Raw genomic sequence first — 21,792 nt, forward strand, 5'->3', positions numbered from 1 at the left:
GATCAGCGCACGTCAACAGCAATCACCTTGTGCACGACTTTGTAATCGCGGCTCTCTTCACCCAATGGCACCACCGGCCATACCCAGTTTGAAACAGGTGTTGGCGTTTCCACGCCATACAGCAGATCAACGGTTTCATGGGTGTTTCCGTTACGATCGATAACCGTGTAGTCCGTGTCGGTCAGCAGACAGACTGCGCAGGGCAGGTTTTCCAACCCCTCGACATGCGCTTTGATCAGCCGGGGTAGAACGTCCTGTTCTCTGGCTTCCAGTCCGTGTTTGGACAGTCGGTCGCGGGCACCGGTTCCAATCTGTGAAAGCACATTGGCTGAAACGACAAAATCGAGATAGGGCACCAGCCGCAGAAACCCCAATGGCTCACAGGGTCGATCTTCCGCTGCATCTTCATAACCGGAGAGGTCGCGGTAAACGAAGCGCAGGTTTTTCAATTTGCGGAATGATTGTTCCAGCTTCACGCTGGCCGGGTGGACAAGATCTATCAACACGACGGTGTCGAACAGTCGACAGAGCTCTCTGACGGGCACATCTCGCCAAAGGCCGGAGCCCAGCACGACAGCGGTTCGTCGTTGCCGCAGTTTAGCAGCGCGTTCTAGTATGGTGCGTTTGCAGTTTTCTTCATGCGCCTTCCAGTCCTGTGTGCAGCGTTTGGCACGCGCCCACAGGTTTATGCTGTAACGAATATAAGGCCGGAACTCCCGTGGAGTGACGGCGAACGTGGCAGCATAATGGATGGCTTCGAGAATCATGATGCCTTTATCGGGTTTTTGCAGGGTGTTTGAAAGAATTTGCTGGCGGTAGCCGCGCTCGAATTGAGCGCGGCGTAACACGTCAGGCGCGGTGAGGGGCTACCAAAAGCCCGACGATCCTGCGCACCAGCGGCAGCACAAGAAGAAGCGTCGGGAAGGCAACCATCCACGACAGGCCCCATGCCGACATCCATTCACGTGCCGAGAAATCGCTGATACCGACCGCCTTGACGGTGGCAATCAGCGACACAATGAAGGTCATGATGATCGAGAGGATCAAAGGTGTCAGAAGCGCACCATATTTCGCGGGTAAGCGTGACAGTTTCATAAAGCTTCGCTTTCTGGAAATTCGTCTTCATGGACAGCACCTTGGATAAGCGCCCTCCGGATGACGAAGGGTTAGGTGCGTTGCTTGACGTCAGACGCTTACGGTTGCTGCATGCAACGGGCAAGCGACTAACAGATGGTCTGGCGCTTCGCAAGCGCTAAGGATGCAGGAAGCCGTCCTGATAAGAGCGGCTTTGGGTCGATCCATTGCCGCGACAAAATCCAATCGTCAGGACCTGTGCTGATTTATCGACCGCTGGCCCATTCTCTGTGGCTAGATTGGTCGTGTTCGTGCTTGCCGCATGCAGTCCGATCCTCTAATAACCGGCATTATCCTGAAGAAGACCGGAATGGTAAAAATGAGTGAAAAGCAGAAGAAACCGCAGAAACTGAAAGCACGCTTGCCGCGTGGATTTGTGGACCGTTCGGCTGCCGACATTCATGCCACCAATGAAATGGTCGAAAAAATCCGCAATGTATACGAGCTTTACGGTTTCGATCCGATCGAAACACCGCTGTTCGAATACACCGATGCGCTTGGAAAATTCCTGCCCGACAGTGACCGCCCAAATGAGGGCGTGTTCTCGCTGCAGGATGATGACGAACAGTGGATGAGCGCCCGTTACGATTTGACCGCGCCTCTCGCCCGTCATGTGGCAGAAAATTTCAACGAAATTCAGTTGCCATTCCGCACTTACCGCGCTGGCTATGTGTTCCGCAACGAAAAGCCGGGTCCTGGCCGTTTCCGGCAGTTCATGCAGTTTGATGCTGACACGGTCGGTGCTGCCGGCGTGCAGGCTGATGCTGAAATGTGCATGATGATGGCCGATACGCTGGAAGCGTTGGGCATCAAGCGTGGCGATTACGTTATTCGCGTCAACAACCGCAAGGTTCTCGACGGCGTTATGGAAGCTCTGGGTCTGGGTGGCGACGAAAATGCTGCCCGTCGCCTCAACGTTCTCCGCGCCATCGACAAGCTCGACAAGTTTGGTCCTGAAGGCGTCAAGCTGCTTCTCGGCCCGGGCCGCAAGGATGAATCAGGCGATTTCACCAAGGGTGCGGGGCTTGATGACGGACAGATCGAAAAGGTTCTGTTCTTCGTAGGTATCAAGAATTACGCGGAAAGCGCCGCTGATCTGGCAGCACTGGTTGCCGGCACCTCGAAGGGTGAAGAAGGCGTCGAAGAACTGAATATCATCGGTGCGCTGGTGACCAGCGCCGGTTACGATGAAACCCGCATCAAGATCGACCCGTCCGTCGTGCGCGGTCTCGAATATTACACTGGCCCGGTTTACGAAGCTGAACTGACCTTTGACGTTACCAATGACAAGGGTGACAAGGTCGTATTCGGTTCAGTCGGCGGCGGTGGCCGATACGATGGTCTGGTATCCCGCTTCATGGGCCAGCCTGTTCCGGCAACCGGTTTTTCCATCGGTGTGTCGCGCCTGATGACGGCGCTGAAGAACCTTGGCAAGCTTGGCCAGCAAAAGGCACTGGCGCCTGTATTGATTACCGTCATGGACGGTGATGTGGAAAGCATGGGCCGTTACCAGCGTTTCACGCAGGCACTGCGGGCCGAAGGCATCCGCGCCGAAATGTATCAGGGCAACTGGAAGAAGTTCGGCAACCAGCTGAAATATGCTGACCGCCTCGGTTCTCCTGTCGCCATCATTCAAGGCGGTGATGAGCGTGCGCAGAGCGTCGTTCAGATCAAGGATCTGATCGAGGGTAAGCGACTTTCCGGCGAGATCGAGGACAATGCGACGTGGCGTGAAGCGCGTGTAGCGCAGGAAACCGTTCCGGAAGCTGAACTCGTTGCCAAGGTGAAGGGAATTCTGGCCGCACAGGCTGAAGACCGGGCACGGGCAGGGTAACATGCCTTTCATCGACATGCCGGATTTTGCCGGTGAACTGCTGGATGAATTTGCCAAGCGCAAGACAGTGCGCATCGATACGCCTGTCATTCAGCCCGCCGAACCGTTTTTGGATATGGCGGGCGAAGATCTGCGCCGCCGTATTTTCCTAACCGAAAGCGAAACCGGCGCAAGCCTTTGCCTGCGCCCGGAATTCACCATTCCCGTTTGCCTTCGCCACATCGAAACGGCAACCGGGACGCCGAAGCGCTACTCCTATATGGGGCAGGTATTTCGCCAGCGTCGTGAAGGCGCAAACGAATTTTACCAAGCCGGTATCGAGGATTTGGGCGATGCGGATATCGCTGCATCTGACGCTCGCGCCATCGTTGACGCAACGGCGGTCCTTAACAGACTTTTGCCATCGCAGACGCTGTCGATAACGCTGGGCGACCAGAAGGTTTTCGAAGCGGTTGTTGCAGCCCTTGGCCTGCCATCCGGCTGGCAAAAGCGGCTTGTGCAGGCATTTGGAAATATCCAGCAACTCGAAGCCCTGCTCGAGGGACTGATCAATCCAAAACCGGTAACGGGACTGGATTCGCGGGTAGCAGGCCTGCTTGCCTCAGGCGATGAAGCGGAGCTTGTCGGTTATATCGATACCGTCATGCAGCAGACCGGTTATTCCACCAATGCAAGCCGCGCACCGGCAGAAATTGCCCGACGTCTGCGCGAAAAGCTGGCATTGGCAGCGACCCGTCTTTCCGACCATAATTTCAACACCCTGAAGACATTCCTGTCCTTGCAGGCGCCATTGTCAGGTGCATCCGAGGCACTTGCCGCATTTGCGCAGGAGGCCGGTTTGCAGCTAGGCGCAGCTCTCTCCACCTTTGATGGCCGCGTGGCTGCGTTGGCAAATTCCGGTGCGGACTTGGATAACATTCAGTACAAGGCGGCCTTCGGGCGTCCGCTGGACTATTACACCGGCCTCGTGTTTGAAATCACCAAAACTGGCAGTGTTGAAGTGCTGGCGGGTGGCGGACGTTTTGACCGGCTGATGACGCTGCTCGGCGCAACGGATCGTATCCCCGCCGTTGGCTTCTCCCTGTGGCTGGACCGTATTGAAATGGCGAGGGCTTCCAAATGACCATCACCATTGGCCTGCCCTCCAAGGGTCGCATGAAAGAGGAATCCTCTGCCATTCTCGAACGGGCAGGCATGAAGATTTCTGCCTTAGGCAATGATCGTTCCTATCGCGCCCGTGTTGACGGACGCGACGACATCGAGATCGCATATCTGTCTGCCTCTGAGATTGCTCGTGAGATCGGCAATGGCACCGTAGACTTCGGCGTGACCGGTGAAGATCTTGTGCGCGAAGGACTTGATAATGCCGATGGACGTGTCGAATTTTGTGCACGCCTCGGTTTTGGTCATGCGGATGTTGTCGTGGCCGTACCTGAAATCTGGCTGGATGTCGACAGCATGGCGGATCTTGGTGATGTGGCGGCCGAATTTCGTGCGCGCCATGGACGTCGTTTGGCCATTGCCACGAAATACTGGCGTCTGACACAGCAGTATTTTTCCGGCAGCCACGGTATCCAGCTGTATCGCATTGTCGAAAGCCTTGGTGCCACCGAAGGCGCACCTGCTGCAGGTCAAGCTGATATCATCGTTGATATCACCTCGACGGGTTCGACACTGAAGGCAAACCACCTAAAGATCTTGTCGGACGGCGTCATCCTGCGTTCCGAGGCCTGCTTTGTGCGGGCACGCAAGCCTGAACATGCGGGCGATGCGGTGGTGAAAAACATCATCGCACGCGTGCAGTCTGCCCTTTAGACTGTTGGTTTTTGTCCTGTTCATTTATGATGGCCTGCCTGAAGAGGGAGGCCATCATGCATATTAGCGGGCAGTGCCACTGTGGCCATGTCAAATTTGAAGCGGAAGCCGATCCGAGCCGTGTGGGCATTTGCCATTGCACGGATTGCCAGAGACTAACCGGCTCACCCTTCCGCGTCACACTGCTCGTTCAGAGGGCAGATCTTAAAATTCTCGATAACCAACCCAAGCTCTACCGGAAGGTGGGCGATAACGGCCGTGCCCGTCGGCAATATTTTTGTCCAGAGTGCGGTTCGCCGCTGTTTACCAGCGGCGAGGGCGAAGACGAGCAGGGATGGGGAATTCGCTGGGGTAGCATCAACGAGCGCGATATGTTGGCTCCCAAAGCCCAGATATGGGCGCGCTCCTCTGTTGCATGGCTGTCGCAGATCAACGATCTCCCATCCTATGACAAAGACTATGTGGAATAAAAAACCGCCGGAACAATCCGGCGGTTTTTGTGTTTTCCAGGAAGGGCTTATTAGCCGCGACGACCATCGATGGAATAGGCACCAGCGCCAACTGCTGCCAGGCCGAGGAAACCACCTGCGACCGCAATATTTTTCCAGAAGATCAAGCCGTTGAACATGGTCAGGAGGTTGTTTGCGCCTTCAGGAAAGTCGGGGACAACAATCGGGCCATTATGGAAGACGAATGCGGTGAACAAGCAGAAGAGTGCGAGAGCAAACGCTGCGATCTTCGTTTGGAAACCGAGAAGGATAGCAAGACCGGAAACGACTTCAAAGATGCCGGCAATGTAAGCAAGCGCGGTTGCGGCAGGCAGGCCAGCGCCGGCGATCATGCCAGCGGTGCCAGATGGATCGATGAGTTTAGGAAAACCTGCGAGCAGGAACATGGCGGCAAGAAGTACGCGTGCGCCAAGCAAGATCAGGCTGTTGGTGTTGGAATTTGTTGCAGACATATAAGGCTCCATGCGCCGTGTAGGCGATTGTGTGTGATGCTGAATTCTGCAACCATATTTGGATCAGTTTGTCTGTTTACGAAAGATAGACGAACAAAGACGATTTGTTCGCTATTGATGAACAATAGAGATCCGAAACGATGACTTTCGGGTTTAATTGCAAGCATTAAAATATTTGCAATGCGCATACAGTCTCATAACGACCGAGGAGATGTGCCGTGATCGATCTTTCTGCTTTTCCTGTGACCACGCAATGGCCGGCCACCAATCCAGACATCATACAGCTTTATTCACTTGCCACGCCCAACGGCGTGAAGGTTGCAATTGCCTTGGAGGAATTGGGGCTACCCTATGAGGTTCACAAGATCGATATAGGAACCAATGTCCAGAAATCGATGGAGTTTTTGTCGCTCAATCCCAACGGTCGCATACCCGCAATCATAGATCCACATGGGCCAAACAAACGGCCCATTGGTATTTTTGAGTCCGGTGCTATCCTGCTGTATCTCGCTGAAAAGACTGGGAAACTTTTGCCCCGCGATCCGGAGAAGCGGTATCTTGCGATACAATGGCTTTTTTTTCAGGTTGGTGGGGTCGGCCCGATGTTCGGCCAGTTTGGCCACTTCTTCAAGTATGCCTCCGACAAGGTCGCCAATAATCCATACGCGACGGACCGTTATCGTGAAGAAACCCAGCGCCTGCTGAGTGTTTTGGAAAAATGGCTGGAGCACAATCAATGGCTGGCAGGTGATGACTATTCGATCGCCGACATCGCGACATTTCCTTGGGTGCGGGGTCTGGAAGTCCATTACGGGGCGAGGGAGGCTTTGGAACTGGAACGTTATCCCGCTGTTGCAGCGTGGCACCATAAAGCAGAATCTCGCCCTGCCAGCATAAAGGGGCTAAAAGTTCCGGCCTAGGAAAGGGCTGGTTTGCCCTTCCAGGGTCCCATACCCTATATCGGTTGGAGCTTATTGCGCAAAACGGGTCGAATAAAATGCATTCTGACCAACAGGCACCTGAAAGCGTGGGAACATGAAGAGGCCGGTTATGCTGCCGTAAAAACGCTCTTCTTGGCCGCGAGATTCGCCTGCACAGAACACTGGTTGGCGTTTGTTGCCGTCTATTTTCACCGTTGTTGTGAAACAAAAGCGTGATGCAGCCATAGAAGCTTGCTCGAACAGGGCCAGAATGCTGGCGCGATCATGGGGATCATAACAACGCATCAGGCTAAGCAAGCCGCATTCTTTACCTTCAAGACCATGAAGTGACGACGACAGGCTGCCAAGTTCAATGATGCCGTTTGACAGGTTGCCGGTCCATTTCTCCGAAACGCAGAGCTGCGAAAAAATTCCATGGTCCTCGTGGCTCCATGAAGGGGAAAATTCGGCATTGTTGTTTCGCGAAATCTTAAACACAGTAGTCCCCGAATTTTATGCCGGAATGCATTCGCAGGTCTCTCGTACCTGACGATATTGGAATGCAAAATGGCACTTTAACAATTCCCATACTCAAACACGTCGCGATGAACCCGATTTGCTGGCGTAGTTTAAGTTGTTGTTATACTTATCATTATCGCAAAGTTCCGGTACACTTGCGCGTGACACACTTCAGATTGCGTTTTTCGCTGAAGCATGTGGCATTGCGATGCTGGTTGCTCATCATGAGAAACCTGAAATCGTGAATATTGCGAATGCGCAAAGTATTCACTCATACGAATGTCGGCGAGTCTTGATAAATGCTTTTTGTTTTAGACGCGCTCTGAATTTTTATCTTAGAGTTGTAAATATCTGCTGTTCGCGCAGGATTTATAGTTTCTTTTTTTTAAACGGCAATGCATTTTTGCTAAAAAACATCACATACTATGTTTTTTCCGCGATAACTCGAAAATACGACAATTTGCTGGGTTTTCAAGGGTGTTCGTCTGTCAGCATCTACCATCCGGTAAGCTCAGGGACGGAAGAAGAAAGTCCTCATACTCTATTTTTCTGCCGCAACAAGTATTTTCTAACATCAATGCTGTCCCATAATGATTCATATTAGATAATTTTGTATTTCTAATTTGTTGCAAACGGCATTTGAAACATAAAATAGTGACTGCCGTCAAAACTGTTTTGCTGAGGTCTGAGGCAAAACTGTGAAGGGTGCGAAGTTGTAAAGGCGCCGGGCGCTCAAAAAGGCCCGATCTCACATTCCAATTGGCAAAAACGATAAGACCTGTGTGCTGACCGTTTTTTTTAACCACGCGCATTAACGTTACAAGACGAGTATTGGCGCAAACAAAAAAAGGGCGATCCGAAGATCGCCCTTTCGTATACGAAACGAGTAGGACTGATTAGAAGTCCATACCGCCCATACCGCCCATGCCGCCGCCTGGAAGAGCCGGAGCATCCTTCTTTGGCAGTTCAGCAATCATGGCTTCAGTGGTGATCAGCAGGGAAGCAACCGAAGCTGCGTTCTGCAGAGCCGTACGAACAACCTTAACAGGGTCAACGATGCCGAGAGCGATCAGGTCGCCGTATTCGCCAGTCTGAGCGTTGTAGCCATAGTTGTCTTCGTTCTTTTCAAGGATCTTGCCAACAACGATAGAAGCTTCGTCACCTGCGTTGTCAGCGATCTGGCGAACCAGAGCCTGCAGAGCGCGGCGAACGATGTTCACGCCAGCTTCCTGATCGTCGTTCTCACCCTTGACAGTGATCTTCGTGGAAGAACGCAGCAGGGCAACGCCGCCGCCTGGTACGATACCTTCCTGAACAGCAGCGCGCGTCGCGTTGAGAGCGTCGTCGATGCGATCCTTCTTTTCCTTAACTTCAACTTCTGTCGAACCGCCAACGCGGATAACAGCAACGCCGCCAGCGAGCTTAGCAAGACGTTCCTGCAGCTTTTCGCGGTCGTAGTCAGAAGAAGTTTCTTCGATCTGAGCCTTGATCTGGGCAACGCGGCCTTCGATGTCGGACTTCTGGCCGGAGCCGTCTACGATCGTTGTGTTTTCCTTGGAGATCGAAACCTTCTTCGCCTTGCCGAGCATGTCGAGCGTAACGTTTTCGAGCTTGATGCCGAGGTCTTCGGAGATCACTGTACCACCGGTCAGGATGGCGATGTCTTCGAGCATAGCCTTGCGGCGGTCGCCGAAGCCAGGAGCCTTAACAGCAGCGATCTTCAGGCCGCCACGCAGCTTGTTGACGACGAGCGTAGCAAGAGCTTCGCCTTCTACGTCTTCAGCGATGATGACGAGTGGCTTGCCGGTCTGAACAACAGCTTCGAGCACTGGCAGCATAGCCTGCAGGTTCGAAAGCTTCTTTTCGTGGAGAAGGATGTATGCGTCTTCGAGGTCCGCAATCATCTTTTCTGGGTTGGTTACGAAGTAAGGGGACAGGTAACCGCGGTCGAACTGCATGCCTTCAACGACTTCGAGTTCGGTTTCAGCAGTCTTGGCTTCTTCAACGGTGATAACACCTTCGTTGCCAACCTTCTGCATTGCTTCAGCAATGTCGAGACCGATCTGACGTTCGCCGTTTGCAGAGATCGTACCGACCTGTGCAACTTCTTCGGACGTGTTGATCTTCTTTGCCTTTGCCTGCAGGTCCTTGACGACTTCTGCAACAGCGAGGTCGATACCGCGCTTCAGGTCCATTGGGTTCATGCCAGCTGCAACAGCCTTCGCGCCTTCGCGAACGATAGCCTGCGCCAGAACGGTAGCGGTGGTGGTGCCGTCACCTGCAATGTCGTTGGTCTTGGATGCAACTTCGCGAACGAGCTGTGCGCCCATGTTCTCGAACTTGTCTTCCAGTTCGATTTCCTTGGCGACTGAAACGCCGTCCTTGGTGATGCGTGGTGCGCCGAAGGACTTGTCGATAACAACATTACGACCCTTAGGGCCGAGAGTTACCTTCACTGCGTCTGCAAGAATGTCTACGCCGCGCAGCATCTTTTCGCGTGCGCTGCGGCCGAATTTTACTTCTTTAGCTGCCATTTTCAAAACTCCTGGTTTCGAATTGCCGGACGGTGTCCGGCTTAAAATTTAAGGAAACGACGGGTTCGGCAGATTAGCCGATGATACCCATAATGTCGGATTCCTTCATGATCAGAAGGTCTTCACCGTCGAGCTTGACTTCGGTGCCGGACCACTTGCCGAACAGAACGCGGTCGCCAGCCTTGACGTCGAGAGCGACGACCTTGCCGGACTCGTCACGAGCGCCGGAACCGACGGCGACGATTTCGCCTTCCTGTGGCTTTTCCTTGGCGGTATCAGGAATGATGATGCCGCCCTTGGTCTTTGCTTCGGACTCAACGCGACGAACGACAACGCGGTCGTGAAGCGGGCGGAAAGTTGTGCTTGCCATTGTCTAATCCCTCGATCAAATGACATTCATGGATCTTGTGATCCATCTGGATAGTGTTAGCACTCCCTGTATGTGAGTGCCAGCGAGACGGAGATAAGCAGGCTACCTGTACGAGTCAAGGACGGCCTGTCGGAAAAATTTCATGTAAAATGGTTACTGCGTCTGCATGACAGATTTTTTGCGCCCCGACATTCCGACTACCCGCCCCTCATTTTTTGAGTTGACTGCGACCTTTGCCCGGATCGGCCTGCTTAGCTTTGGCGGTCCGGCGGGTCAGATCGGCATGATGCACCGTATCTTGGTTGATGAACGCCGCTGGATCTCTGAAGAGCGGTTTCTGCATGCTTTGAATTATTGCATGGTGCTGCCCGGTCCAGAAGCACAACAACTTGCCACCTATTGCGGTTGGCTTTTACATGGAAGGCGCGGGGGCATCATTGCCGGAACACTTTTTATTGTGCCCGGCTTTATCGTCATCGTGGCGCTAGCGGCAGCTTACGCGCTTTATCAGGATACCCACTGGCTGCCAGCATTGTTGTCAGGTCTGAAAGCTGGCGTTCTCGCCATCATCATTGAAGCAATGCTGCGGGTGGCAAAACGTGCCCTTGTCAGTCGGTCTCTTGTGTATATCGCTGGCGCAGCGTTCATTTCTCTGTTTCTGTTTGGTCTGCCATTCCCGTTGGTGATCCTGATTGCCGGCGCTGTCGGTTGGTTTGTGGCGCGAAGAGCCATGACCTCCAGTGCAGCCGGTGAGCAATCACCTTCTTTAGGATGCGCGCCAAAGATCGACGTGCCGCCTTTGCACAAAAGAGCGGTCGGCCTGCTGTGTGGTCTTGCTATCTGGCAAATCCCCTTTGCCTTGATCTGGATTTTTGCGGCACCTGAAACCCTGGCGCAATTGCAAACCTTCTTCTCAAAGATGGCCGTTGTGACCTTTGGTGGTGCCTATGCAGTGCTGGCCTATGTGGCTCAGATTGCTGTAGAAACACACGGCTGGATGACAGCAGGTGAAATGCTTGATGGTCTGGCCCTCTCGGAGGCGACGCCTGGTCCGCTGGTGCTGGTACTGTCTTACATCGGTTTTCTCGCAGCGTTCAGAAATCCCGGTCTGCTTGATCCGCTTTTGGCAGGTGTCATGGGGGCAAGTGTTGCGGCATGGGCAACCTTCGTGCCCAGCTTTATTTTCATTTTTCTTGGTGCACCTTACGTGGAAAGTGCGCGCCACAACCGCAAGCTTTCAGCCGCCTTGTCAGCAATCACCGCTGCTGTTGTTGGTGTCATTCTCAATCTTTCTGTCTGGTTTGGCCTGCATGTGCTGTTTCGTGATGTCGAGCGTATCGCGCTTGTCCCTGTCATCAATCTCAACCTGTCAGTGCCGGTGTGGAGCACGCTGGATCCGGTTGCGCTTGCACTGTTTGTGGCCTCAGCACTGATGCTGTTTCGCTTCAAGCTCGGCATGGTGCCGGTCCTAGTGCTGTGTATCACCGCCGGTTTTGTCCGTTTGTGGGTTGGCGGTTAACTGCCGTAACGTCAACTTGCCTTTCAATCCGGTGGCTTTTTTTCTTGCCATCAACGTTGCGCTTTGCAATGTCAGCCTCAATTGTCTTTTACCCGGAAAGTACTCATGGCCCACCGCATAACCACTCTTGGCGACATTACCACGCAGTTCGACGTCATTCTGTCTGATGTATGGGGTGTTTTGCACAACGGCGTTTCGGCATTTCCGGATGCGGCCATTGCCTTGGAAGAAGCGCGCAAGGTCGGCAAGACCGTGGTGCTGATTACCAATTCTCCGCGCCCGGCGCCCGGTGTGATTGCGCAACTGCGTGCGCTTGGCATTCCCGATACCGCCTATGACCGCATCATCACCTCAGGCGACGTGACACGTGGACTGATCGCCGAGGGCCCAAGCAAGGTTTTCCTGCTGGGACCGGAACGTGACCTGCCATTGCTCGATGGGCTGGACGTTGAAATCGTACCGGAAGCCGACGCGGAATCGGTCGTCTGCACCGGGTTCTTCGATGATGAAACCGAAACACCTGAAGACTACACTGATATGTTGAAGGGCTTTATTGCCCGCTCCGTACCAATGATCTGCGCAAACCCCGATCTGGTGGTTGAGCGCGGCGAGCGCATCATTCCATGTGCAGGTGCCATGGCTGCCTATTATGAGCAGCTTGGCGGCGAGGTCCGTATTGCTGGAAAGCCGCATACGCCAATCTATCAGGCCTGTCTGGCTGCGGCCGAAGAGGTTCGTGGCCCGTTTTCGCAGGAGCGGATTTTGGCAATCGGCGACGGCATGCCGACAGATGTGAAGGGTGCCCTCTCGAACGGTCTGCAATTGCTCTATATAAGCGGTGGCATTCACGCTGCGGAATATACGCTGAACGGCCAGACGGATGAGGCATTGCTCAATGCCTATCTGAAGGGGCAGGGTGCGGCGCCTGGCTGGTGGATGCCACGTCTGGCGTAAACAGGAATTGGCGGAAATGACAGTGTTTCATCGCAACGAGAAAAAAGAGCCGCTGCCGGAAAATCTTCGCGGTGGGGTCATTGCCATCGGCAATTTCGATGGCGTGCATCGCGGCCATCGGGCTGTGCTTGAGCGGGCGCTGGAATTGGCCAGGTCGCGTGGCGTACCTGCGCTGGTACTGACGTTCGAGCCGCATCCGCGCACGATTTTCAAACCGGATGAGCCTGTTTTTCGTCTGAGCCCAGCGTCGCTCAAGGCGCGTTTGCTGGAGGCCGAAGGTTTCCAGTCTGTCATCGAATATCCATTCGACCATGATTTTTCGCAGCGCTCTGCCGATGAGTTCGTCAAATCCATATTGTCGGACTGGTTGGGTGCCAGTGCAGTGGTGACCGGTTTTGATTTTCATTTCGGCAAAGGCCGTGAAGGCGGGCCGGCATTCCTGATGGAAGCGGGCAAACGTTACGGTTTTGATGTCGCGCTGATTGATGCTTTCCGGGATGAAGGTGCAGAGGTGGTATCGTCCAGTCGTGTCCGGGCATTGCTGATACAGGGCGACGTTGTCGGTGCTGCCGGACTTCTGGGTTATCGTTATACGGTTGAGGCAGTGGTTATCAAAGGCCAGCAACTTGGCCGCACCTTGGGTTACCCAACCGCCAATATGGCGCTTCCTCCCGAGACTGCACTGAAACCCGGCATTTACGCCGTGCGCTTCCGTCGTGCCGATGGCACGCTTCATGATGGTGTGGCGAGTTTCGGTTACCGCCCGACTGTCACGGAAAATGGCGCCGCACTGCTGGAAACTTTTGTGTTCGATTTTTCGGGCGATCTCTACGGCGAAACCTGCTCCGTATCGTTCTTCGGTCATCTGCGCGATGAGTTGAAGTTTGACGGACTTGAGCCACTTGTCGCCCAGATCAAGCGCGATGAAGAAGAGGCTAGGGCGCTTCTGTCAGGTGTCCGTCCGTTGGGCGAACTGGATGCAAAAATCGCTTTTTGAGACGTCTTGCCATCCGCCGGAAAATGCTGGCGGACAATGCTTGATTGCACGGCAAGAGAGCGATTTTGTTGCATTTTTTTGGCGGGTGGCGGGCTATTGAGACGCTATCACCATCTATTCTCTTTTCAAACGGGCTGAAACGCCTTAAAGAACCGGCACTATGTTCCAATATCGGTCGACGTTCATATCCCGAATTATTGGCCCGGCCTTCCGCCCGCTGTAACAGCCGGAAGGTCCGGGATGTTGGCGCTTGTCGAGGCGCTTTCCGCTTTTGTTTATCAAAATCAATACGACGCGACCCCGTGAGGGCGCCTCAGTAACGGTACGGTTATGAACGACACCGCAGAAAAACTAGACTATTCCTCCACGCTCTATTTGCCGCAGACGGATTTCCCGATGCGTGCAGGTTTACCGCAAAAAGAGCCAGAAACAGTAAAGCGCTGGCAGGAAATGGGCCTATATAAGCGCCTTCGCGCCTCCGCCGCAGGACGTGAGAAGTTCGTGCTGCATGATGGCCCTCCCTATGCCAATGGCAATATCCATATCGGCCACGCACTGAACAAAATCCTTAAGGACGTTATCACGCGCTCGTTCCAGATGCGCGGTTTCGACAGCAACTACGTTCCTGGCTGGGATTGCCACGGTCTGCCGATCGAATGGAAGATCGAAGAAGCGTACCGTGCCAAGGGCAAGAACAAGGACGAAGTTCCGATCAACGAATTCCGTAAGGAATGCCGTGATTTTGCATCTGGCTGGATTGCGAAGCAGTCGGATGAATTCAAACGTCTCGGTATCGAAGGCGATTTTGAAAACCCTTACACGACCATGAACTTCCACGCGGAAGCGCGGATTGCTGGCGAACTGTTGAAGATCGCCAAAAGCGGCCAGCTTTATCGCGGCTCCAAGCCGGTCATGTGGTCGGTTGTCGAACGCACGGCTCTGGCTGAGGCCGAAGTCGAATATGCGGATGTCGAAAGCGACATGATCTGGGTGAAGTTCCCGGTTGTCGAAGGCCCGGCTGACCTGAAGGGCAACTTTGTTGTCATCTGGACGACTACGCCTTGGACAATCCCGGGCAACCGCGCGATCTCGTTCTCGTCGCGTTTCCCATATGGTCTTTATGAGGTTGAAACGGCCACCAATGATTTTGGCCCGCAGCCCGGCGAAAAGCTGATCTTCTCCACCCGCCTTGCGGATGACGCTGCCGCCAAAGCCAAGGTAACGTTTAAGTTGCTGCGTGGTGTCACGGCGGAGGAGTTGGCGTCGGTCACCTGCGCCCATCCATTGGCATCCCTGGGTTACGACTTTGCGGTTCCGCTGCTGGACGGCGATCACGTCACCGACGATGCTGGCACTGGTTTTGTGCACACCGCACCAAGCCATGGTCGTGAAGACTTTGACGCGTGGATGGCCAGTGTTCGCGAACTGGAAGCGCGCGGCATCTCGCCCAAAATCCCGTTCCCGGTTGGTGATGACGGTTTTTACACCGAGGATGCTCCGGGCTTCGGTCCGTCGGCTGAAGGCGGTCCCGCACGCGTCATGGATGATAACGGCAAGAAGGGTGATGCCAATGATCGTGTTATCAAGGCGTTGATCGCTGGCAATAACCTGTTTGCACGCGGACGTCTGAAGCATAGCTATCCGCATAGCTGGCGCTCCAAGAAGCCGGTTATCTTCCGCAACACGCCGCAATGGTTTGTTTACATGGACAAGGAACTGGGTGACGGCACCACGCTGCGCTCGCGTTCGCTTTCGGCTATCGACGACACGCGCTTTGTGCCTGCGTCCGGCCAGAACCGTCTGCGCGCCATGATCGAGAACCGCCCTGACTGGGTCCTGTCGCGTCAGCGCGCCTGGGGCGTTCCAATCGCTGTTTTCGCAGACGAGCAAGGCGAAGTGCTGGTGGACGACGCCGTCAATGCCCGCATCCTTGAAGCTTTCGAGGTTGAGGGTGCAGATGCGTGGTTTGCAGATGGCGCCAAGGATCGTTTCCTCGGCAGCGAGCACGATCATTCCAAGTGGCATCAGGTCATGGATATCCTTGACGTTTGGTTTGACAGTGGTTGCACGCACACCTTCACGCTGGAAGATCGCCCTGACCTGAAATGGCCAGCCGATGTTTATCTGGAAGGTTCTGACCAGCATCGCGGTTGGTTCCACTCGTCGCTGCTGGAAAGCTGCGCAACGCGTGGCCGTGCGCCTTACAAGGCTGTCGTTACCCATGGTTTCACCATGGACGAACAGGGCCGCAAACAGTCCAAGTCGCTTGGGAACGTTGTTGCTCCGCAGGACGTCATGAAGGAATCCGGCGCCGACATCCTGCGTCTGTGGGTTATGACGACCGACTACTGGGAAGACCAGCGTCTCGGCAAGGCCATCATCCAGACCAATATCGATGCCTATCGCAAGCTGCGTAACACCATCCGCTGGATGCTTGGTACGCTGGCGCACGACACCGGTGAAGACATTGCCTATGCCGACATGCCCGAACTGGAGCAGTTGATGCTGCACCGTCTGGCTGGGCTGGATAAGGTTGTCCGCGAAGGTTACGACGCCTTCGAATTCAAGAAGATCGCCCGTGCCCTGATCGATTTCTCGAATGTCGAATTGTCGGCATTCTATTTCGACGTTCGCAAGGACACGCTTTATTGCGACGCTCCGTCTTCGCTCAAGCGTCGTGCATCGCTTGCCGTTATCCGCAAGCTGTTCGATTGCCTGGTGAGCTGGCTGGCGCCAATGCTGCCATTCACCACAGAAGAAGCGTGGCTCTCGCGTTATCCACAAAGCGAATCGGTTCACCTTGAGCAGTTCCCAACTGTGCCGGGTGAATGGAAAAATGATGCACTTGCCGCCAAGTGGGACAAGATCCGCAAGGTTCGCACGGTTGTCACCGGCGCGCTTGAAATCGAGCGCCGTGAAAAGCGTATCGGTTCTTCGCTGGAAGCCGCTCCGGTTGTGCACATTGCAGATCCGGAACTGCTAAAGGCACTTGAAGGCCAGGATTTCGCAGAAATCTGCATCACCTCTGCCATCTCGGTGGTGACGGGTGAGGGTGCGTCTGATGCCTTCCGTCTGAACGAAGTACAGAAGGTTTCGGTTGAGCAGAAGCTGGCCGAAGGCAAGAAGTGCGCACGGTCCTGGCGGATTACGGCTGATGTCGGCTCGGACCCTGAATATCCTGACGTATCAGCGCGTGATGCAGCAGCATTGCGTGAATTGGCCGCAGTAAACTAAGGAAAATGACCGGATGAATTGCACTTTGGTGCTTCATCCGGTAAACCTGCCTGAAATTGGCCGGATTTTCCCAGCATTGCCAAATGAAATTGGCTATGTCTTTTGTTCTGGCTTGGCTTGAAGGGTTCGATGAAGATGATGCAAGGTTTACGCATGTCCGGCGGTATCGCAGGTGTTCTCACCGCTTGCCTGGCCTTGAGTGCATGTACCGGCAGTCCGACCTATGGCACGGGCAAATCCTCTATGGAGCAGCTTGTCGAAGATCTGGGTTCGTCGGTTTCGCTGACCGGCAATCAGGAAAATCGCAATCTGAAATACACGCCGCGTCCGGGCCTCGTTGTGCCTGCCAACGCCAACACACGTCAGCTCAACCAGCCGCAGCAGTCTCTTGCCAGCCGCGAAAACAACCCGCAATGGGTGGAAGCGCCGGAAGAAACCCGCGAGCGCCTGCGTGAAGAGGCGGAAGCCAACAAGAACAACCCGAACTACCGTTCGCCGCTCCTGGCAGGCAATGGCACCAATGGCCAGATGACCGAAAGCCAGAAGTGGGAAGCATTCCGTAAGGCCAAGGCGGAAGCCTCAGGCGGCAACGCCGTCAACGGCCAGCGCAAATACCTGACAGACCCGCCAACCGGCTATCGTTCAGCCTCACAAGAAGAGTTGAATGATCTGGGCGAACCTGAACAGAAAAAGGCCAAGCGCCTTAAGAAAGAGGCCGCAGCTGCCAAGCAGGGCAGCAAGTGGTGGATGCCATTCCAATAATGACCGGTTGAGGTATCATGCCGTTGCCCTTATCGCGACGGCATGAGATCGCAGCGTTTTAATCCTCTCGCTTGCTCTGGAAAAAATCTTTGAGCAGCTGCGAGGACGAAGTTTCGCCTATGCCGGAATAAACATCGGGTGCGTGGTGGCAGGTCGGCTGCTGGTAAAAGCGCACCCCATTGTCGACGCCGCCGCCCTTGGGGTCTTCGGCGCCGTAATACAGTCTGCGAATACGTGCAAATGATATGGCGGCAGCGCACATAGTGCATGGTTCAAGGGTCACATACAGGTCGGCGCCGCTTAGCCGTTCCTGCCCCAATGCCTCACATGCCATGCGGATCGCCATGATTTCGGCATGTGCCGTGACATCATTTAGTTCACGTGTGCGGTTTCCGGAACTGCCAATAACATAACCATCGAGGACGACCACAGCGCCAATAGGAACTTCCTGCTTTTCTCCAGCCTCTTGCGCAGCCGCAAAGGCAAGGTCCATGAAATGCATTGTTTCCGCCATTGTCTGCAATTTCCTCTTAACCACGGCCGTTTGACCTGATAGGACACGGCAAACAACAGGCAAACAACAAATGACATTCAAAGACAAGCCGACGCGCGGTGGTGACAAGAAATTTGACCGTGATCGCAAGCCTGGCAAGCCAGAAGGCAAGCCGGCGGCGAAAAAACAGTCCTATGACAAGGCGGCCGCCGCAAAGGTCGCAGCTGAAGACGCGCCGGTCGGCAAGCCGGAGCGCATTTCCAAGATCATGGCACGAGCAGGGGTCGCATCGCGACGTGATGTCGAGCGCATGATCATGGAAGGTCGTGTTTCAATGAACGGCGTCAAGCTTGATTCGCCGGTCGTGAATGCAACACTTGCCGATCAGATCGAAGTGGATGGCGTGCCGATCCGTGGCGCAGAACGCACCCGCCTGTGGCTCTACCACAAGCCTGCCGGTCTGGTGACCACCAATTTCGATCCTGAAGGTCGTCCGACAGTGTTTGACAACCTGCCGGAAGAATTGCCGCGCGTTCTGTCGATCGGCCGCCTGGACATCAATACCGAAGGTCTGCTTCTTCTGACCAATGACGGTGGATTGTCTCGTGTTCTGGAGCTGCCCACCACTGGCTGGCTGCGCCGTTACCGCGTGCGGGCCCATGGTGAGGTCGATCAGGCAGAACTGGACAAGCTCAAGGAAGGCATTGCCGTCGGCGGCGTTCTCTACGGCGCAATTGATGCGACGCTGGACCGCAAGCAGGGCCACAATGTCTGGATTACCATGGGTCTGCGTGAAGGCAAGAACCGTGAAATCAAGAACGTTCTCGGTGCGCTCGGTCTGGAAGTTAACCGCCTGATCCGTATCTCCTACGGTCCTTTCCAATTGGGTGACCTGCCGGAAGGCAAGGTTGTGGAAGTTCGTGGACGCATGCTGCGCGATCAGTTGGGTCCACGCCTGATTGAAGCTGCTGGCGCCAACTTCGAAGCGCCGCTTTACAACGACAATGCTGGTGCAGAAGACGATGAGGCACCAGCGGCCCGTCCTGCCAAGGGTGAGTGGGCAAAGCGCTCGGACGGTGATGAGAATTCACGTCCAGCAAGATCCGGCGACAAGCGTGATGACCGTGAACGTTCGCTAGGACGCCTCGATACAAAACGTTCTGACAAGCCCGCCGGGAAATTTGGTTCCAAGCCCGGTTCGAAATTTGGCGCGAAAGGCCGCGACGAAAACGAAGGCGATGATCGCCGTCCATCCCGTCCTGCTTTGGGCAGCAGCCGTACTGCCAATGTCTGGATGGCACCGGGTGCAAGGCCGACCCGCGATGGCAAGGCACGCAAGACATCAGCGCGCGCTGAAGCTGAAAGCCTGTTCAAGCAGCCATCTGCACAGGAAGAAGCACGCCGTAGCGTCGTGCGCCATGCAGATGCCGAGGGTGAGTGGATTCGCTCCGATTCTCCACCGCGTGACGAAGAGCAAGGCCGTGGCCGTGGTGAGCGTGGCGACAGACCACGCGGCGAACGGTCATTCGGTGACCGCCCACGCGGTGACAAACCACGGGGTGACAAACCATTCGGCGACCGCTCGGATCGACCAGCCCGTGGCGATAAGCCGTTTGGTGCTCGGCCTCCACGTGGAGATCGTCCCGCCGGCGAACGTTCGTTTGGGGACCGCCCGCGCGAAGAGCGTTCTTTTAGAGACAGACCGGAGCGTGGTGAACGTTCCGAACGCCCAGCCCGTGGCGACAGACCCTTTGGCGACCGTCCACCACGTGGCGATAAGCCTTACGGTGACCGTCCACCACGTGGCGATAAGCCTTACGGTGATCGTCCACCACGCGGCGATAAGCCTTATGGCGATCGTCCGCCACGCGGCGATAAGCCTTATGGCGATCGTCCGCCACGCGGAGATCGTACTGAACGTGGCGAACGTTCTGAGCGCCCGGCACGCGGGGACCGTCCGTTTGGTGATCGCCCGGCCCGTGGCGAGCGCAGTGAACGCAGCGAACGACCATTTGGTGACAAGCCACGCAGTGGCAAACCTGGCGGCGGACGTCCGGATGGCAAACCTGGTTTTGGTAAACCGCGCGGTGAACGTTCCGAAGGCGGCGCACGCGGCAAATTCGATGGTAATGGGTCTGGAGGCAAACCCGGCGGCAAAGGTCCTGGCAAGGGACCCGGCGGCAAGTCTTCAGGTGGCAAAGGGATGACACGGAATGCGGATCGTAGGCGGTGAGTTTCGTGGCCGTAGTTTAGCGGCCCCAAAATCAAACAGCATTCGCCCGACAATCGATAGGACCCGGGAAAGCCTGTTCAACATATTGAGCCATGCCTATCCGGAAGCACTGGATGGCACGCGCATTCTCGATGTGTTTGCTGGTACCGGTGCCGTCGGCCTTGAGGCACTGTCCCGAGGCTGTCGTATTGCACTTTTTGTGGAAAACGGCGTTGAAGGCCGTGGACTGCTCTGGGAAAACATCGACGCGCTGGGCCTGCACGGCCGGGCGCGTATCCTGCGGCGGGATGCGACCAAACTTGGCAGCGTCAACAATATCGAACCTTTCGACGTACTTTTCGCTGACCCCCCCTATGGGCTGGGACAGGGTGAGAAGGCTTTCGTTGCCGCGCACGAGGGTGGCTGGCTGGTGCCGGGTGCTTTGGCCATTCTCGAAGAGCGTGGCGATGTCATGGTCAGCGTTGCACCCGTCTTTAAGCCGCTGGAGCAGAGAACCTTTGGCGATACGAAGATGCATTTCTATCGTTACGAGCCGTAATCATGATGCGGTTCGCAATGTCCCTGAAGATGTTTTCACTCTGACGAGAAAACAGGGAATGTAATGGTTGTTGTGAAGGACGCTCTCGAAATGCAGGACACACCTTCGCAACCAGCCCTTACCCATAGCGAACCACGATTTGCAATTGCCCTCGGCGGCGGTGGCGCGCGTGGCATCTGCCACATCAACATCATCGAAGCCCTGGATGAGCTTGGCTTGAAGCCAGTCGCCGTGGCCGGCGCTTCAATCGGCTCGATTTTTGGCGCTGGTTATGCCGCCGGAATGACCGGCGCGGATATCCGTCAATATACGATCGACCTGATGGGCAAAAAAGGCAGCGTGGCAAACCGTCTGTGGAGCCTTGGGCCCGCCACCATGCGCCATCCCGTCGATGGTTTTCGTCTCGGCCAGTTTAATCTGGAACTTATCCTTGATGCCCTGCTGCCCCAGGCAATCCCGAAGACATTCGACAAACTGCCAACACCGCTGAAGGTGGTGACGACGGATTATTATGGCCAGTGCGAGGCTGTGGTAACAGAGGGCCACATTTGCACGGCGCTTGCTGCATCATCAGCTATCCCGGCTCTGTTCATGCCGGTGCGGGTCAACGGTCGGGTGATGATCGACGGGGGCATCTTCAATCCCGTTCCCTATGAACCGCTTCTCGATGATGCCGATATTGTGATCGGCGTCGATGTGGTGGGCGGACCGGAAGGTGACGGCACCACAATTCCCAGCCGTATCGATAGCTTGTTTGGTGCAAGCCAATTGATGATGCACTCTGCCATTGCTGCAAAATTGAAGCTCAATCCGCCACATATCTTCCTGCGTCCACCGGTAAACCGTTTTCGCGTCATGGATTTTATGAAAGCTGAAGAGGTTCTGGCAGAAACGGCGTCCGTGAAGGACGATCTCAAACGCCAGATCGAAACGCAGATCGAATTGTACCATCGCCGTCGGGAAGGGCGAATTTAA

Annotated in this window: 21 protein-coding genes; 14 read left to right on the forward strand and 7 right to left on the reverse strand. The window is 55.2% G+C overall.

All coding sequences use genetic code 11. The annotated features are described in order from the left end of the window. Positions 1 to 2: 2 nt before the first annotated feature. Together IB237_RS02815 and IB237_RS02820 are read right to left on the reverse strand one after the other, a co-directional pair. Complete coding sequence (locus IB237_RS02815; protein ID WP_192487077.1) at positions 3 to 767, reverse strand: hypothetical protein; 765 nt, start codon at positions 765 to 767, stop codon at positions 3 to 5. A gap of 82 nt (positions 768 to 849) precedes the next feature. Beyond that, a complete protein-coding gene (locus tag IB237_RS02820) occupies positions 850 to 1,095 on the reverse strand; it encodes a DUF2798 domain-containing protein (protein WP_192487078.1) in 246 nt (81 codons plus the stop codon). Positions 1,096 to 1,124: 29 nt separating this feature from the next. On the opposite strand from IB237_RS02820, the gene IB237_RS26400 reads away from it, so the two are divergent. From IB237_RS26400 to IB237_RS02840, 5 genes are all read left to right on the forward strand, one after another. Then, a complete protein-coding gene (locus tag IB237_RS26400) occupies positions 1,125 to 1,256 on the forward strand; it encodes a hypothetical protein (protein ID WP_256435681.1) in 132 nt (43 codons plus the stop codon). 197 nt (positions 1,257 to 1,453) lie between these two features. Then, on the forward strand, positions 1,454 to 2,968 hold the full coding sequence (gene hisS, locus IB237_RS02825; protein ID WP_192487079.1) for a histidine--tRNA ligase: 1,515 nt from the start codon (positions 1,454 to 1,456) through the stop codon (positions 2,966 to 2,968). A gap of 1 nt (position 2,969) precedes the next feature. Then, entirely contained in the window at positions 2,970 to 4,091 is a 1,122-nt protein-coding gene (locus tag IB237_RS02830) for an ATP phosphoribosyltransferase regulatory subunit (protein ID WP_192487080.1), read from the forward strand. Then, positions 4,088 to 4,783, forward strand: a complete 696-nt coding sequence (gene hisG / locus IB237_RS02835; RefSeq protein ID WP_192487081.1) for an ATP phosphoribosyltransferase — start codon at positions 4,088 to 4,090, stop codon at positions 4,781 to 4,783. Before IB237_RS02830 ends, hisG begins: the two co-directional genes overlap by 4 nt. 56 nt (positions 4,784 to 4,839) lie before the next feature. Continuing rightward, positions 4,840 to 5,253 (forward strand): GFA family protein, encoded by a 414-nt coding sequence (locus tag IB237_RS02840; protein WP_192487082.1) that lies wholly within the window; start codon positions 4,840 to 4,842, stop codon positions 5,251 to 5,253. 50 nt (positions 5,254 to 5,303) lie between these two features. On the opposite strand, the gene IB237_RS02845 is transcribed toward IB237_RS02840, so the two are convergent. After that, positions 5,304 to 5,744 (reverse strand): DoxX family protein, encoded by a 441-nt coding sequence (locus IB237_RS02845; protein WP_192487083.1) that lies wholly within the window; start codon positions 5,742 to 5,744, stop codon positions 5,304 to 5,306. Between the two features lie 218 nt (positions 5,745 to 5,962). Between IB237_RS02845 and IB237_RS02850 the strand changes: the two genes are divergently transcribed. Beyond that, on the forward strand, positions 5,963 to 6,664 hold the full coding sequence (locus IB237_RS02850; protein WP_192487084.1) for a glutathione binding-like protein: 702 nt from the start codon (positions 5,963 to 5,965) through the stop codon (positions 6,662 to 6,664). Between the two features lie 51 nt (positions 6,665 to 6,715). On the opposite strand, the gene IB237_RS02855 is transcribed toward IB237_RS02850, so the two are convergent. From IB237_RS02855 to groES, 3 genes are all read right to left on the reverse strand, one after another. Then, entirely contained in the window at positions 6,716 to 7,162 is a 447-nt protein-coding gene (locus IB237_RS02855; protein WP_192487085.1) for a hypothetical protein, read from the reverse strand. Between the two features lie 917 nt (positions 7,163 to 8,079). Beyond that, positions 8,080 to 9,717 carry a chaperonin GroEL gene (gene groL, locus IB237_RS02860; protein WP_192487086.1) on the reverse strand — a complete coding sequence of 546 codons (1,638 nt, stop codon included), beginning with the start codon at positions 9,715 to 9,717 and terminating at the stop codon, positions 8,080 to 8,082. Positions 9,718 to 9,790: 73 nt separating this feature from the next. After that, positions 9,791 to 10,087 (reverse strand): co-chaperone GroES, encoded by a 297-nt coding sequence (groES, locus tag IB237_RS02865; protein WP_027673890.1) that lies wholly within the window; start codon positions 10,085 to 10,087, stop codon positions 9,791 to 9,793. A gap of 166 nt (positions 10,088 to 10,253) precedes the next feature. Between groES and chrA the strand changes: the two genes are divergently transcribed. The 5 genes from chrA (at position 10,254) to IB237_RS02890 (ending at position 17,553) form a co-directional block, all read left to right on the forward strand. Next, positions 10,254 to 11,606: a chromate efflux transporter gene (gene chrA / locus IB237_RS02870; RefSeq protein WP_192487087.1), complete on the forward strand. Its 1,353-nt coding sequence runs from the start codon at positions 10,254 to 10,256 to the stop codon at positions 11,604 to 11,606. 105 nt (positions 11,607 to 11,711) lie between these two features. Next, a complete protein-coding gene (locus IB237_RS02875) occupies positions 11,712 to 12,560 on the forward strand; it encodes a TIGR01459 family HAD-type hydrolase (protein WP_192487088.1) in 849 nt (282 codons plus the stop codon). Between the two features lie 16 nt (positions 12,561 to 12,576). Continuing rightward, the gene (locus IB237_RS02880) at positions 12,577 to 13,557 is read left to right on the forward strand and encodes a bifunctional riboflavin kinase/FAD synthetase (protein ID WP_192487089.1); all 981 of its coding nucleotides are present in this window, start codon (positions 12,577 to 12,579) and stop codon (positions 13,555 to 13,557) included. A 330-nt stretch (positions 13,558 to 13,887) separates the two neighbouring features. Next, positions 13,888 to 16,791: an isoleucine--tRNA ligase gene (ileS, locus tag IB237_RS02885; RefSeq protein WP_192487090.1), complete on the forward strand. Its 2,904-nt coding sequence runs from the start codon at positions 13,888 to 13,890 to the stop codon at positions 16,789 to 16,791. Positions 16,792 to 16,920: 129 nt separating this feature from the next. Further along, on the forward strand, positions 16,921 to 17,553 hold the full coding sequence (locus IB237_RS02890) for a hypothetical protein (protein ID WP_192487091.1): 633 nt from the start codon (positions 16,921 to 16,923) through the stop codon (positions 17,551 to 17,553). A gap of 58 nt (positions 17,554 to 17,611) precedes the next feature. Here IB237_RS02890 and IB237_RS02895 read toward each other — a convergent pair whose 3' ends face one another. Then, positions 17,612 to 18,067, reverse strand: a complete 456-nt coding sequence (locus IB237_RS02895; protein ID WP_192487092.1) for a nucleoside deaminase — start codon at positions 18,065 to 18,067, stop codon at positions 17,612 to 17,614. A gap of 70 nt (positions 18,068 to 18,137) precedes the next feature. On the opposite strand from IB237_RS02895, the gene IB237_RS02900 reads away from it, so the two are divergent. The 3 genes from IB237_RS02900 (at position 18,138) to IB237_RS02910 (ending at position 21,792) form a co-directional block, all read left to right on the forward strand. Continuing rightward, complete coding sequence (locus IB237_RS02900; protein ID WP_192487093.1) at positions 18,138 to 20,279, forward strand: pseudouridine synthase; 2,142 nt, start codon at positions 18,138 to 18,140, stop codon at positions 20,277 to 20,279. Further along, positions 20,260 to 20,817, forward strand: coding sequence for a 16S rRNA (guanine(966)-N(2))-methyltransferase RsmD (gene rsmD, locus IB237_RS02905; protein ID WP_192487094.1), 558 nt, complete (start codon positions 20,260 to 20,262; stop codon positions 20,815 to 20,817). Before IB237_RS02900 ends, rsmD begins: the two co-directional genes overlap by 20 nt. Before the next feature lie 63 nt (positions 20,818 to 20,880). After that, entirely contained in the window at positions 20,881 to 21,792 is a 912-nt protein-coding gene (locus tag IB237_RS02910; RefSeq protein WP_371815222.1) for a patatin-like phospholipase family protein, read from the forward strand.

This window comes from Agrobacterium sp. AGB01, assembly GCF_014851585.1.
Lineage (GTDB): Bacteria > Pseudomonadota > Alphaproteobacteria > Rhizobiales > Rhizobiaceae > Agrobacterium.

Bases quoted from the DNA above. Each gene is read 5' to 3' on its own strand.
- IB237_RS02815 (WP_192487077.1), bottom strand. From the start codon at position 767: ATGATTCTCGAAGCCATCCATTATGCTGCCACGTTCGCCGTCACTCCA.
- IB237_RS02820 (WP_192487078.1), bottom strand. From the start codon at position 1,095: ATGAAACTGTCACGCTTACCCGCGAAATATGGTGCGCTTCTGACACCT.
- IB237_RS26400 (WP_256435681.1), top strand. From the start codon at position 1,125: ATGGACAGCACCTTGGATAAGCGCCCTCCGGATGACGAAGGGTTAGGT.
- hisS (WP_192487079.1), top strand. From the start codon at position 1,454: ATGAGTGAAAAGCAGAAGAAACCGCAGAAACTGAAAGCACGCTTGCCG.
- IB237_RS02830 (WP_192487080.1), top strand. From the start codon at position 2,970: ATGCCTTTCATCGACATGCCGGATTTTGCCGGTGAACTGCTGGATGAA.
- hisG (WP_192487081.1), top strand. From the start codon at position 4,088: ATGACCATCACCATTGGCCTGCCCTCCAAGGGTCGCATGAAAGAGGAA.
- IB237_RS02840 (WP_192487082.1), top strand. From the start codon at position 4,840: ATGCATATTAGCGGGCAGTGCCACTGTGGCCATGTCAAATTTGAAGCG.
- IB237_RS02845 (WP_192487083.1), bottom strand. From the start codon at position 5,744: ATGTCTGCAACAAATTCCAACACCAACAGCCTGATCTTGCTTGGCGCA.
- groL (WP_192487086.1), bottom strand. From the start codon at position 9,717: ATGGCAGCTAAAGAAGTAAAATTCGGCCGCAGCGCACGCGAAAAGATG.
- groES (WP_027673890.1), bottom strand. From the start codon at position 10,087: ATGGCAAGCACAACTTTCCGCCCGCTTCACGACCGCGTTGTCGTTCGT.
- chrA (WP_192487087.1), top strand. From the start codon at position 10,254: ATGACAGATTTTTTGCGCCCCGACATTCCGACTACCCGCCCCTCATTT.
- IB237_RS02875 (WP_192487088.1), top strand. From the start codon at position 11,712: ATGGCCCACCGCATAACCACTCTTGGCGACATTACCACGCAGTTCGAC.
- IB237_RS02880 (WP_192487089.1), top strand. From the start codon at position 12,577: ATGACAGTGTTTCATCGCAACGAGAAAAAAGAGCCGCTGCCGGAAAAT.
- ileS (WP_192487090.1), top strand. From the start codon at position 13,888: ATGAACGACACCGCAGAAAAACTAGACTATTCCTCCACGCTCTATTTG.
- IB237_RS02890 (WP_192487091.1), top strand. From the start codon at position 16,921: ATGAAGATGATGCAAGGTTTACGCATGTCCGGCGGTATCGCAGGTGTT.
- IB237_RS02895 (WP_192487092.1), bottom strand. From the start codon at position 18,067: ATGGCGGAAACAATGCATTTCATGGACCTTGCCTTTGCGGCTGCGCAA.
- IB237_RS02900 (WP_192487093.1), top strand. From the start codon at position 18,138: ATGACATTCAAAGACAAGCCGACGCGCGGTGGTGACAAGAAATTTGAC.
- rsmD (WP_192487094.1), top strand. From the start codon at position 20,260: ATGCGGATCGTAGGCGGTGAGTTTCGTGGCCGTAGTTTAGCGGCCCCA.
- IB237_RS02910 (WP_371815222.1), top strand. From the start codon at position 20,881: ATGGTTGTTGTGAAGGACGCTCTCGAAATGCAGGACACACCTTCGCAA.